This is a genomic window from Polymorphobacter multimanifer (assembly GCF_014205635.1).
In the GTDB taxonomy this organism is placed as follows: Bacteria; Pseudomonadota; Alphaproteobacteria; order Sphingomonadales; family Sphingomonadaceae; genus Sandarakinorhabdus; species Sandarakinorhabdus multimanifer.
The window spans coordinates 79,149-92,067 of record NZ_JACIIV010000006.1; the positions used below are offsets into that span (position 1 = coordinate 79,149).

Sequence of the window (12,919 nt, forward strand, 5' to 3'; positions counted from 1 at the left end):
GCCCGACAAAAGGGGTCCGGGGCCCGAGGCCCCGGCCGCCGGAGGCTCTAGTCGATAGCCAGCGTCTCGTAGCGCGCGAAGTGGTGGTCGACCGAGCCGAACAGGCCTTCGACGAGCGTGGCGCGCTTGAAGTAATGGCCGACGGCGAGCTCGTTGGAGATGCCGATGCCGCCATGGATCTGCACGGCGTTCTGGCCGACGAACTTGGCGGCCTTGCCGACCTTGGCCTTGGCCATCGAGACGGCGGTGGCGCGTTCGGCGGTGTCGAGCTTGAGGGTGGCCATGAGGGTGATGGAGACCGCCTGTTCGACTTCGAGGAACATGTCGACGATGCGGTGCTGGATGACCTGGAAATCGCCGATCGGCTTTCCGAACTGCTTGCGCTGCTTGGCATAGTCGAGCGTGGTGGCCTGGAGCACGCGGAGCAGGCCGCAGGCTTCGGCGCAGACGGCGGCGGTGGCTTCATCGACGACCTGCTCGATGATCGGCAGGCCTTCGCCCGCGCGCCCGAGCAGGTGATCGGCGCCGAGCGCGACGTTCTCGAAATAGACTTCGGACGCTGCACCGCCATCGACGGTCATGTAATCGCGGCGGGTGATGCCGGCGAGGCCCGAGGGGATGAGGAAGAGCGAGATGCCGCCGGCATCGCGCTGCGCGCCGCTGGTGCGCGCAGTGACGAGGAGATGGGTGGCATAGGGGGCCGAGGTGACGACCGACTTGTGGCCGTTGAGCACCCAGCCTTCGCCGTCCGCACGCGCGGTGGTGGTGAGATCGTGGAGGTGGTAGCGGCCCTGCGGCTCGGCATAGGCGAAGGCGATGATGGCGTTGCCGGCGATGATCTCGGGGATGACGGCTTCGGCGATGGCGCCGCCGACGGCTTTCAACGCGCCGCCGCCGATGACGACGGTGGAGAGATAGGGCTCGAGCACCATGGCGCGGCCGATTTCTTCCATGACGATCATGTTTTCGATGGCACCGCCGCCAAGACCGCCATGCGCTTCGGCGAAGGGCGCGCCGAGGATTCCGAGCTCTTCGGCAAAGGCCTTCCAGACCGAGGGGCTCCAGCCTGCACCCGAATGGACCGACTTCATGCGCGCGTCGAAGCTGTAGGTGTCGGCGAGGTACCGCTGCACGGTATCCTTGAGCATGGTCTGTTCGTCGGTCAGATTGAAGTCCATCGGAAGCCTCCCCGGCTGGTGTTTGCGCGCTTTTGTCGCGGTTTAGTCTTTATGTGGAAACGGCGGAAGGGGTCGCCTTCCGCCGCTGTTGTTCAGTGGTGCGGGATCAGAGCCCCAGCACCATTTTCGCGATGATATTGCGCTGGATCTCGTTCGAGCCGCCGTAGATCGAGGTCTTGCGCATGTTGAAATAGGTGGGGGCCACGCGGCGGCTGTAATCGGGGCCGATCGCGCTTTCGTTGTCGCCCTCGCCGAAGCTGCGGAAATAGGGCGCGCCATAATGGCCGGCGGCTTCGAGCGCCAGTTCGGTGAGGCGCTGCTGGATTTCGGTGCCCTTGATCTTGAGCAGCGACGATTCCGGCCCAGGGCCCTTGCCCGAGGCTTCACCGGCCAGCGTCCGCAGCTCGGTGAACTCGAGTGCTGCGAGATCGATTTCGAGCTCGGCGATCTTCCGCTTGAAGAAGGGATTCGCAATCAGCGGCTGGCCGCCATCCTGCTCGGACTTTGCGACCGCGCGGATGCGCTCGACACCGCGCTTGGAGGCGGCGACGCCGGCGATGCCGGTGCGCTCATGGGCGAGCAGGAACTTGGCGCACGTCCAGCCCTTGTTTTCGTCGTAGATGCGCTGGTCGACGGGCACGATCACGTCTTCGAGCCAGACTTCGTTGACTTCATGCTCGCCGCCCAGGGTGATGATCGGGCGGACGGTGACGCCGGGCGAGTTCATGTCGATGAGCAGGAAGGAAATGCCCTCCTGCGGCTTCGACGCGGGGTCGGTGCGGACGAGGAAGAAGCCCCAATCGGCGTGCTGCGCCATCGTCGTCCAGGTCTTCTGGCCGTTGACGCGGTAGTATTCCTTGCCGTCCTCGCCGGTGAAGCGCTCGGCCTTGGTGCGGAGGTTGGCGAGATCCGATCCGGCGCCCGGCTCCGAATAGCCCTGGCACCACCACACATCACCCGACAGGATGCCGGGGAGGAAGCGCGCCTTCTGCTCTTCGGTGCCGAAGGTGTAGATGACCGGGCCGACCATCGACAGGCCGAAGGGCATGAGGCGAATCGCATCGGCGCGCGCGGTCTCCTCGGACCAGATGTAGCGCTGCACGCTGTTCCAGCCGGTGCCGCCATATTGCTTGGGCCAGGCCGGGGCGATCCAGCCCTTGGCGGCGAGCACCTTGTGCCATTTGAGGAAATCGTCCTTCGACAACTCCTCGCCCTCGTCGATCTTCCCGTGAAGCTCGGTCGGATATTCGTCGCGGATGACGGCGCGCACTTCGTCGCGGAACGCCAGATCTTCAGGCGAAAAGCTCAGGTCCATGGCAGTACTCCCCAGAGTTTGCGTGTGGCTAAATGCAGTGGTTGACGCTTACGTTAAGCGCACCGTCCGCCTTAGGCAAGCGTGCCGAAGTGTCGCCCTAGGGTCGTACCGGCAAGATGAGGGTGAGGCAGGCGCCGGGCTCCATGCGGGTGCCATCGGGCTTGCGGGCGGCGGCGGTGCGCACTTTCGCAGCGCCCGCTGCATCGGGATAGAGAAAGGCATCGAGAATGCAGGGCGGGCGAATGAACTGGAGCTGCCGCGCCGGGCCTTCGCTGCGACTCATCGAGGGGGCGCCGAGCAGCGCCACGACTTCGGCCTCCGATTTGCGCAGGATGAGCACCAGCCCGGGCGGATCGGGCGCCATGCGCGGCGGCGGAGGCGGCGCCTGCACGGTGGGGGTGGGGGCCGTGCAGCCGGCGAGCAGCAGGCCGGGTAGCAGGATGGGCAGCAGCAGGAGATGCTTGAGATTCATGCCTCCCTCCTAGCCATCCGGCGGCTCTCGCGCTAGGAGCCGGGCATGAGCAGCACCGCACCCGCACCCCATTCCACCGCACCGCGCTTCGACGTGATCGCAATCGGCAATGCCATCGTCGATGTCATCACCGCCGCCCCGCCGTCCTTTCTCGCCGAGCGCGACATTGCCAAGGGCTCGATGCGGCTGATCAGCGCCGAAGAGGCGGAAGCGCTTTATGCGGTGATGGGCAGCGGCCGCGAAATCAGCGGCGGCTCGGCCGCCAACACCGTTGCCGGCGTGGCTGCGCTCGGCGCGAGGCCGGCGTTTGTCGGCCGGGTGGCGCAGGACCAGCTGGGGCAGGTGTTCACGCACGATATTCGCGCTGCCGGCGTGCATTTCGAAACACCGGCGAGCGCCAATGGCAACCCGACCGGGCGCTGCCTCATTGTCGTCACCCCCGATGGCGACCGCACGATGAACACCTATCTGGGGGCCTGCCAGGAGCTTTCGGAGGCCGATCTCGATGCCGCCACCGTCGCCGCGTCGGGCATCCTCTACCTCGAGGGTTATCTCTGGGATCCCCCAGCACCGCGCGCTGCGATGAAGAAGGCGATCGAAGTGGCGCGCGCCAATGGCCGCAAGGTGGCGTTCACCCTGTCGGACGTGTTCTGCGTCGAGGGGCATCGCGAGGATTTCCAGGACCTGCTTGCCAGCCATGTCGACCTGATGTTTGCCAACGAGAATGAGGCGCGGGCGCTCTACCAGACCGACGATCTTGGCGTGGCGATGGCCGAGATGGCGAAGCATGCGTGCATCACGGTCATCACCCGCTCCGAAAAGGGGGCGGTGGTGCTCGCCGGCGGCGAAGTGCACGAGGTGCCCGCCGAGCCTGCCACCCGCGTGCTCGACACCACCGGGGCGGGCGATCTGTTTGCCGGCGGCTTCATGGCCGGCATGGTGCAGGGCCGCTCGCTGCCCGATTGCGCGCGGATCGGCTGTATCGCGGCAGCCGAAGTGATCAGCCATTATGGCGCGCGGCCCGAGGCGGATTTGCGGGCGCTGGTGGCGGCCCGGATTTAGCCTCCGGCGGCCGGGGCCTCGGGCCCCGGACCCCATTAGTTGCGTTCGCGCCACACCTGAACCGTTATCGTTTTGCGACAACCCATTGATGGGGTCCGGGGCCTGAGGCCCCGGCCGCCGGAGGCCTTGGACTACGCGTCCTTGCCCCCCGGCGTATGGATCCCCGGCAGCGGCGGGACGCCCTGCGGCGGGATGTCGGGATCGAGCTCCGACACGCCGTCGATGCCCAGCGCCACGTTGGAGCGGCTGCGGCCATAGGCGAAGTAGAAGACGATGCCGATCGCGGCCCAGGCAAAGAAGAAGACGATCGCGGTCCAGGACAGGAAGGCGAACAGCACGAGGCAGCCGACGATCGCGGCGGGCGCGATGACCCAGACCGCCGGGGTGCGGAAGCTGCGCTTGCGATCGGGCTGGGTGCGGCGAAGCACCAGGATGGCGAGCGCCACGAAGAAGAAGGCGCAGAGCGTGCCGCCATTGGAGATGGAGGCGAGCTGGCCGACCGGGAAGAAGGCGGCGCCGATGGTGACGGCGGCACCCGTGATCATGGTCACGATGTGCGGCGTCTTGAACTTGGGGTGGACCTTGGAAAGGGCGCGCGGCAGCAGGCCATCGCGCGACATCACGAAGAATACGCGGGTCTGCGCGAACATCATCATCAGGATGACGCTGGGCAGTGCGAAGCCGGCGGCGAGGCCGAGCAGATTGCCGACACCGGGATGGCCGATCGAGCGGAGCACATGGGCCAGCGCTTCGTTGGAGCAGACCACCGAGGCTACCGTATCGGCGTTGCAGGCAGCGACCAGTTCGGGCGTGCCGGGATAAGGAGCGGTGCCATCGATGATGCCGACGGGCTGGGCGCCATAGGAGCCGATGACGCCGACGCCGACCGCGAGATAGAAGACGGTGCAGATGACGAGCGAGCCGATGAGGCCGATCGGGATGTTGCGCTGCGGATCCTTGGTCTCTTCCGCGGCAGTGGAGACGGCATCGAAGCCGACATAGGCGAAGAAGATGATCGAGGCGGCGGTGATCGCCGAGGTCGAGCCGAGCGGCATGAAGGGCACGAAATTCTCGGCGTTGTAGGCGGGCAGTGCCAGCACCACGAAGGCGGTGAGGGCGGCGACCTTGATCACGACCAGCACGGCGTTGACGGTGGCGCTCTCCTTGGTGCCGACCACGAGCAGGGCGGTGACGGCGATCGAGATGATGACCGCGGGCAGGTTGATGAGGCCGCCGGCATAGGGCCCGTTGGTGAGCGCGAACGGCAGCTCGTAGCCGAGAAATTCCTGAATGACGCCCACAGCATAGCCCGACCAGCCGACCGCGACGGCACTGGCTGCAACGGCATATTCGAGGACGAGCGCCCAGCCGACGATCCAGGCCATGAGCTCGCCGAAGGTGGCATAGCTGTAGGTATAGGCAGAGCCCGAGACGGGGACCATCGAGGCAAGCTCGGCATAGCAGAGCGCTGCGAGACCGCAGACGGTTGCGGCGATGACGAAGCTGAGCAGCATCGCCGGGCCGGCAAGCTGGGCGGCTTCGGACGTGAGCACGAAGATGCCGGTGCCGATGATGCCGCCGATGCCGAGCATGGTGAGCTGGAAAGCGCCCAGCGAGCGCGTGAGGGACTTCTTTTCTGCGGTCGCAAGAATCGAATCGAGCGACTTCACCCGCCAATCAGCCAAGAATAATCCCCTTCCAAAACACCGGCACGCCTTAGCGCCCCCGCGTGCGCCGCACAATCGCAACATAGGGGCAGGGTTGGAGCAGCGGGTCAAGCCGAATGCCGGAGTGCTGGTGATAAATCACAGGCGACCGGCGATGTTAGAGAAATCACAGAATGCTGTGGCGGTGGCAGGGCGGCTGGGCTATCACTGTGCGGGTGAGTATCGGAACCGATCTTGTCGACGTCGCTGCCCTTTCGGGCGCGGAGGCTGAAGTGCTGGCGCGCCTTGTTGGTGCGCGGCCGTTGATGCTGGCGCAGGTGCTCGACTGGGCGGCGATCAACAGTGGCAGCCGCAATGTTGCGGGCCTGGCGGCGATGGGCGATCGGCTTGAGGCGGCATTTGCGCCGCTCGGCGGCGAAGTGCTGCGCGTGGCGCCGGCGGCGGTGACCAGCCTCGATGCCAGTGGGTGCCAGGTGCCGCTGTTTCATGGGGATAGCCTGCATGTGGTGATGCGCCCGCAGGCGCCGGTGCGGGTACTGCTGACCGGGCATATGGACACGGTGTTTGCGGCCGACCATGTTTTTCAGACGTGCCGCTGGCTCGATGCGGATACGCTGAACGGCCCTGGCACCGCCGACATGAAGGGCGGGATTGCGGTGATGCTTGCGGCCCTTGGCGTGCTGGAAGCGAGCCCCTGGCGCGAGCGGCTGGGCTGGGAAGTGGTGATCAACGCCGATGAGGAAGTGTCTTCGTTGGGATCTGCGCCGTTGCTGGCGGAGGCGGCGCGGCGGTGCGACCTGGGGCTGACCTTCGAGCCGGCACTTCCCGATGGCACGCTGGCCGGGGCGCGGCGCGGTTCGGGCAATTTTTCGGCGGCGATCACCGGAAAAGCGGCGCATGCGGGGCGCAACCCGGACGAGGGCCGCAATGCGCTGCTCGCGGCGGCCGACCTGGCGCTGCGGCTGGCAGCACTTGGAGACGATGCACTGAGCGTCAATCCGGCGAAAATCGAGGGTGGCGGACCGAACAATGTGGTGCCGGACCGTGCGGTGCTGCGCTGGAACATGCGGCCGACGACCCCGGAGGCTCAGGCGCGGGCGCAGGCCGGGGTGGAGCGTCTCGTGGCCGAAGTGGCGGCGGCGCATGACGTGCAGGTGCATCTGCATGGGCATTTCGCGCGGCCGCCGAAGCCGCTCGATGCCAATCAGGCGCGGCTGTTTGCGCTGGTGAAGGGGTGTGGGGCGGCGCTTGGGCTGCCGATCGGCTGGCGCGACACGGGCGGGGTTTGCGACGGCAACAACCTGGCCGCCACCGGGCTGGCTGTGGTCGATACGATGGGGCCGCGCGGTGGGGCGATCCATTCGGCGGACGAGTTTCTGTGCGTCGATTCGCTCGAGGAGCGGGCGCGGCTGGCAGCGCTGGTGTTGCTGCGCGTGGCGCAGCACGGCTGGGTGCGCTGATGTGGATCGTGGAGCCGGCGCGGGCGGGCGACCTCGAGGCGCTGTTGGGGCTGGCGCGGATCACCGGCAGTGGCTTCACCAACCTGCCAACCGACGAGGCGGCGCTGGCGGCGCGGCTCGATTGGTCGACAAGGAGCTTTTCGCGCGACGTGGAAGCGCCCGAGGACGAACTTTACATTTTGGTGTTGCGCCACAGCGAGACGGGGGCGGTGGGTGGCACGGGGATGATCTTCAGCCGCATCGGGGCGCGCTGGCCGTTTTATTCTTACAAACTCAGCCAGATGTCGCAGGCGTGCCGCGAGCTGGGGAGGGTGGTGCCGCTTTCGTTGCTCAATCTGGTGACCGATCATGACGGGGCTTCGGAGGTGGGTGGGTTGTTTCTGCATCCCGACCATCGGTCGGCGGGCATCGGCAAGCTGATCGCGCGGGCGCGCTATTTGTTCATCGCGCGGCACCGGGCGCGGTTCGGGGAGAAGATCATTGCCGAATTGCGCGGCGTTTCGGACGAGGAGGGCAATTCGCCGTTCTGGGATGCCATTGGGCGGGCGTTTTTCGGAATGAGCTTTCCGGAGGCCGACCGCTTCAATGCTGCGCATGGCAGCCAGTTCATTGCCGATCTGATGCCGCGCCAGCCGATCTATACCGCGCTGCTGCCCGAGGCGGCGCGGGCGGTGATCGGCCAGCCACACCCCAAGGGCAAGGGGGCGCTGGCGATGCTGGAGGCGGAGGGGTTTGTGCAGGACAATTACCTCGACATCTTCGATGGCGGGCCGACGGTGACGGCGCGGACCGACCGGCTGCGGACGGTGTCGGCGGCGCGGACTTCGGTGGTGGCGCGGATCGGTGATGCTGATGACGCGGTGCCTTCGTTGATTACGGCAGGCAAGTTGCTGGATTTCCGGGCTTTTTTTGCGCCGATGGGGGGCGGGTGCCTGGCCGCAGCGCCGGCTGCGGCGGCGCGGGTTCTTGCTGGGGAAGAGATCATCCATGTGCCCGCCTGAGATGCTTGTGAGCCTGGACCCCTGCACTGGCGAGGGAGTTTGGGAGGGGCCGGTGGCGGGGGTGGCGCAAGTGGCTGCGGCGGTGGAGGCGGCGCGGGCGGCGTTTCCTGGTTGGGCGATGGCGCCGGTGGAAGCGCGGCATGCGGTGGCGCGGGCGTTTGCGGAAGCGGTGAAGGCAGAAGCCGAGCCTTTTGCGCGGCTTATCGCGCGCGAGACGGGCAAGCCGTTGTGGGAAGCGCGGACCGAAGTGGCGAGCACGGCGGCGAAAGTGGAGATCAGCATTTCGGCCCAGATGGGGCGCGCAGGGGTTGCCGAGGGGGAGGTAGCGGGGACGCGGTCGGTGACGCGGCACAAGCCGCATGGGGTGCTGGCGGTGCTGGGGCCGTATAATTTTCCGGCGCATCTGCCCAATGGGCATATCGTGCCGGCGTTGATTGCGGGGAATGCGTGCGTGTTCAAACCGTCCGAGCATACGCCGGCGGTGGGGGCTTTCATGGCCGATTTATGGGAGCGCGCGGGGTTGCCGAGGGGTGTTCTGGGGGTGGTCCAGGGGGCTGTGGGGACCGGAAAGGCGCTGGCCGGGGCGGATATCGACGGGCTTTTGTTCACCGGGTCGGCCGGAGGGGGTGCAGCACTTGCGCGGCAGTTTGCCGAAACGCCGGGGCGGATCCTGGCGCTGGAAATGGGTGGCAACAATCCGCTGGTGGTCTGGGACCTGGCGCCCGACAAGCTTGAGGCCGCGGCGGCGCTGATCGTGCAATCGGCGTATCTTTCGGCGGGGCAGCGCTGCACCAATGCGCGGCGGCTGATCGTGGAGGACCGGGCGGCGGGGCCGCTCATGGAGGCGGTGACGGCGTTGATCGACCGGTTGATCGTCGACCAGCCTTTTGCCGATCCGGCGCCGTTTCTGGGGCCGGTGATTCATAATGCGGCGGCGGAGCATCTGGTGGCGGCGGCGGCGGGGCTGGCGGGGGAGGGGGCGCGGGTGTTGCGGCCGCTGGTGCGGCGCGATCCGGCGCGGCCATTCCTGACGCCGGGGCTTTATGATGTGACCGGGCTTGGGGCGCGGCCGGATGACGAGTTGTTCGGGCCGTTGTTGCAGATGGTGCGGGTGGAGAGCTTCGAGGCGGCGATGGACGCTGCAAATGCCACGCGGTTCGGGCTGGCGGCGGGGCTGATCGGCGGGGAAGAGGCCTTGTATCGTCGCTTCTGGGCGGCGAGCCGGGCGGGGGTGGTCAACTGGAACCGACCGACCAATGGGGCGGCGTCTTCCGCACCCTTCGGGGGCATCGGGGCGAGTGGCAACCATCGGCCATCGGCCTATTATGCGGCGGATTATGCGGCCTGGCCGGTGGCGAGCCTGGAGGCCGAGGTACCGGCGGCGACGATTGGGGTGGGGGTGCGCTGATGTTGCAGGAAATCAATTTCGACGGGTTGATCGGGCCGACGCACAATTATGCGGCGTTGAGCTTCGGCAACCTCGCCAGCCAGACCAATGCCGGGGCGACGAGCCGGCCGCGCGATGCTGCCTTACAGGGGCTGGCAAAAATGCGGTTCGTGATGGGGCTGGGGTTGCCGCAGGGCTATCTGCTGCCGCTGGAGCGGCCCAACACGGTCTGGTTGCGCGCACTCGGGTTTTCGGGATCGGACGATGCGGTGTGTGCGGCGGCGCATGCGGCAGACCCGCGGCTGTTTGCGCAAGGCTGCTCGGCTTCGGCGATGTGGACGGCGAATGCGGCGACGGTGTCTCCGGCGCCCGACACGCTTGACCGGCGGACGCATATCTCGGTCGCCAATCTTTCGCGCATGGTCCACCGCAGCATCGAGCATGGCGAGACCGAGGCGATGCTGCGCCGGGCGTTCGCGCATCCGCATTTTGCGGTGCATGCCGCGCTGCCGGCGAGCTTTGGGGACGAGGGGGCGGCGAACCATATGCGGCTGGCGGCGGAGCATCATCTGCCGGGGCTGGAGATTTTCGTTTACGGGGAAGAGGCGGGGCGTTTTCCGGCACGGCAGAACCGGCGGGCGAGCGAGGCGATTGCGCGGCGACATGCGCTCGACCCTGCACGGACGGCGTTTGTGGCGCAGAGCCAGGATGCGATCGACGCCGGGGCTTTTCACAATGATGTGGTGGCGGTGGCGAATGGCCGGGTGCTGTTTGCACATGAGCAGGCGTTTGCCGATCCGGCGGGCTTGCGCGGCTGGCTTGGCGAGGCGATGGCAGACGCGGTGTTCATCGAGGTGCCGGCGGCGGCAGTGCCGCTCGAGGATGCGATCAGCAGCTATTTGTTCAACAGCCAGCTGCTGACGCTGCCGGGCGGTGAGATGGCGCTGATCTTGCCGGGGGAATGCGAGACTTGCGGCAGTGTGCGCACCTGGCTGGACACGCTGCTGGCGGCGGACACGCCGATCCGCCACCTGCACTTTGTGAATGTGCGCGAATCGATGCGCAACGGCGGCGGGCCGGCGTGCCTCCGGCTGCGGGTGGCGGCCGCACCGCACACGATCGACCCGCGGTTTCTGCTCACGCCGGCGCGCGCCGATGCGCTGGAGGCGCTGATCGAGGCGCATTGGCCGGAGACGATCACGCCGGGGGATTTGGGGTCGGCGGATTTGTGGGGTCAGGCGCGGGCGGCGCGGGGGGCTTTGCTGGGGTTGCTGGGGTTGTAGGGGGGCGACGGCGGCTGGAATCCACGCTGCTGACTTAATCTGGCAACTTTCGACCCAATATTGGCCGTTTCTACGTCAACCTCCGAACGGCCGCTCCTAGCAGAATCGGCCGTTCAGTTTTATCGAGCCAGAGTATCTGCAAAGCATCGTTATTCGAGTAATTCACTATTCTCGAAGCCGACTTTTGAGCCTGAACTATCGAAATGGACGGGACGGAGTACGTGAACTTAATCCGCACGAACAAATTTACCTTCGGGCTGGATTTGGGTCCCGCAAATCAAAGTTGGCGATACGCTCAAATGCCGCTTCGAACCGGTCCAAAGTTTTCGCAACGGGACCGCTTTTCGCTGTCAAAATATCTGGGTTTTGAAGGAGATAGAGTGACGGATCGAAATGACTGAATTCTGGCGCCTCGGGCGGAAGGACCCTGAAGAAAGCTTCCGCCTTTTTGACCAAACGCTGTGTTGTTGTGTCGGCAGCATCCAGTGATTCAATCGTCATTCGGTGCGTATCGGAAAGGGCGTAGGTCCTGTTTACAAGTTCGACGAACACTTCTGGTTCAAAGAAATCTTCAATATCAGCCTCTTCCTTGCCCGCGATTTCCGTCGCAAGGATGATCCGCTCCTGAGCTAGTAGGCTAGACTTATAAAGCTCATCCAGTTTGCGCTTTTGACCGCGCTCAAAGTCGGTGAGGACGGCAACATTCAGCTTGTTGCCATAAAATAAACGGACAAAAGGCAATATCTTATCGATGCCACCTGACGGACAAATCGCCCATTGAGGTGCCAGATGTTTTCGGCCGGCAGCCTTTAGGACCGCCGATGCGGCTTGAAGATACAAGATGTCGCTAGGTCCCTCGACGAGAAGTGTATTTTTTCCAATAACGAGCGTCTGGCTGACCTCGAAGCCCATTGCGCCGAAGATCGGGAAGTTTGTTTGAGGATCCGTTGTTAGGACGTCGGAGCGAATCTTGGTTCCGATAGACTTTTTCCGATCTCGTGCATCCCTAACGACCACGTCCTCGACGGTGCGGACACAAGCCAAGTTGTCAGGTGGTACCATGAACGGCGAGTGCGTCGTCCAGATCAATTGGTGATTCGGGGCAATCTGCTCGGAGAAATAACGCAGCAGATCGAGTTGAGCTGTACCATGGAGGGTGAGGCCGGGTTCATCGAGCAGCAGTATAACGTTACCGTGCGTTCTCTTGATCTGCGCAAATTTGACTAGGAAAGAGAAAAACCAAATAAATCCTGCCGACCGCTCTGAAAATGGTACTGTCACGCCGCGGAGATTGTTCTCTACACGTGCTCGTGCTACTGGACCAGCATTGAAAGGTGCCGGGTCACCAGACTTTCCCTCAGAAAGAACAACCTTAATTTTGAGTTCTTCGTTTTGTGACCAGTAGTCAAATATCTGATTGGTTATCCTCAACGCGGCTGCCTCGCACTTGGCGTTGAGCTCCTCAAACTGGGTGGTAGCGACGAGTTCTTCAAGCGTTGTCCCGGCATATTCAAGAAAGTCGAGGAATACGCGGTCGCCGTTTGCCATCTCAATGCCGTTTCGCTTGTCGGCATCCAGCTTAGGCGGCGTGGACAAATTAGCTGGGGAGATCAGGTGGTCGCAAGCTGCAAGATCAGGGTTTGAGCCGCATAGGATGTTTGGGATTGCGCGCGATCCATGCATCTACTTCTCTAAGGTCGTCAGGGTATGCTTCGGCCTCTGGGAAGCTCCTGTAACTCCAGAACCGAAACCCTGCCTCCCACAGCTTACGAAGCTTTTCCCATTGCTCGTTTTCACGTTTCTTTGGGGTACGAAAGGTACGCCCCATCAACGCGAGGGGCTTTCCGCATTCTGGGCAGCCATGCTCGGTACTGCCTGTGCGTTTCCAAGATTTTTGGCAGGCGAAACACGCGTGAGCGATGAGGTAATCAGGGCCTGCAAGATAGGGCCGCACATAAGGCAGCTGGATAACGCGGTTGCCGAGGGCTTTGCGCAACTCCATCCGGTCGTGTTTCGCCATAGCCTTGCTCATTCGCTTGAGACTGCCGCAACGGCGCGGAGTTCGCAATGCATGAGCGGGATTGACGGGGTGTC

11 protein-coding genes are annotated in these 12,919 nt (G+C 64.7%); 5 read left to right on the plus strand and 6 right to left on the minus strand.

All coding sequences use genetic code 11. The features are described from left to right. Positions 1-47: 47 nt before the first annotated feature. From FHS79_RS05010 to FHS79_RS05020, 3 genes are all read right to left on the minus strand, one after another. Entirely contained in the window at positions 48-1,178 is a 1,131-nt protein-coding gene (locus tag FHS79_RS05010; RefSeq protein WP_184196327.1) for an acyl-CoA dehydrogenase family protein, read from the minus strand. Between the two features lie 106 nt (positions 1,179-1,284). Further along, positions 1,285-2,493 (minus strand): acyl-CoA dehydrogenase family protein, encoded by a 1,209-nt coding sequence (locus tag FHS79_RS05015; RefSeq protein ID WP_184196330.1) that lies wholly within the window; start codon positions 2,491-2,493, stop codon positions 1,285-1,287. A gap of 97 nt (positions 2,494-2,590) precedes the next feature. Then, positions 2,591-2,965: a hypothetical protein gene (locus FHS79_RS05020; protein ID WP_184196333.1), complete on the minus strand. Its 375-nt coding sequence runs from the start codon at positions 2,963-2,965 to the stop codon at positions 2,591-2,593. 45 nt (positions 2,966-3,010) lie between these two features. On the opposite strand from FHS79_RS05020, the gene FHS79_RS05025 reads away from it, so the two are divergent. After that, the gene (locus FHS79_RS05025; RefSeq protein WP_184196336.1) at positions 3,011-4,027 is read left to right on the plus strand and encodes an adenosine kinase; all 1,017 of its coding nucleotides are present in this window, start codon (positions 3,011-3,013) and stop codon (positions 4,025-4,027) included. A gap of 131 nt (positions 4,028-4,158) precedes the next feature. On the opposite strand, the gene FHS79_RS05030 is transcribed toward FHS79_RS05025, so the two are convergent. Beyond that, the gene (locus tag FHS79_RS05030) at positions 4,159-5,712 is read right to left on the minus strand and encodes an amino acid permease (RefSeq protein WP_184196339.1); all 1,554 of its coding nucleotides are present in this window, start codon (positions 5,710-5,712) and stop codon (positions 4,159-4,161) included. Positions 5,713-5,909: 197 nt separating this feature from the next. Between FHS79_RS05030 and FHS79_RS05035 the strand changes: the two genes are divergently transcribed. From FHS79_RS05035 to FHS79_RS05050, 4 genes are read left to right on the plus strand one after another with little or no spacing between them, the layout of a single operon-like run. After that, positions 5,910-7,154 carry a hydrolase gene (locus FHS79_RS05035; RefSeq protein WP_424022260.1) on the plus strand — a complete coding sequence of 415 codons (1,245 nt, stop codon included), beginning with the start codon at positions 5,910-5,912 and terminating at the stop codon, positions 7,152-7,154. After that, entirely contained in the window at positions 7,154-8,155 is a 1,002-nt protein-coding gene (locus tag FHS79_RS05040; RefSeq protein ID WP_184196344.1) for an arginine N-succinyltransferase, read from the plus strand. Before FHS79_RS05035 ends, FHS79_RS05040 begins: the two co-directional genes overlap by 1 nt. Further along, positions 8,142-9,563 carry a succinylglutamate-semialdehyde dehydrogenase gene (astD, locus tag FHS79_RS05045; protein ID WP_184196347.1) on the plus strand — a complete coding sequence of 474 codons (1,422 nt, stop codon included), beginning with the start codon at positions 8,142-8,144 and terminating at the stop codon, positions 9,561-9,563. Before FHS79_RS05040 ends, astD begins: the two co-directional genes overlap by 14 nt. Next, a complete protein-coding gene (locus FHS79_RS05050; RefSeq protein ID WP_184196350.1) occupies positions 9,563-10,825 on the plus strand; it encodes an N-succinylarginine dihydrolase in 1,263 nt (420 codons plus the stop codon). Before astD ends, FHS79_RS05050 begins: the two co-directional genes overlap by 1 nt. A 246-nt stretch (positions 10,826-11,071) precedes the next feature. Here FHS79_RS05050 and FHS79_RS05055 read toward each other — a convergent pair whose 3' ends face one another. Together FHS79_RS05055 and FHS79_RS05060 are read right to left on the minus strand one after the other, a co-directional pair. After that, complete coding sequence (locus tag FHS79_RS05055) at positions 11,072-12,421, minus strand: ATP-dependent nuclease (RefSeq protein WP_207792227.1); 1,350 nt, start codon at positions 12,419-12,421, stop codon at positions 11,072-11,074. Between the two features lie 37 nt (positions 12,422-12,458). Continuing rightward, positions 12,459-12,857: a hypothetical protein gene (locus tag FHS79_RS05060; RefSeq protein WP_184196356.1), complete on the minus strand. Its 399-nt coding sequence runs from the start codon at positions 12,855-12,857 to the stop codon at positions 12,459-12,461. Positions 12,858-12,919: the final 62 nt, after the last annotated feature.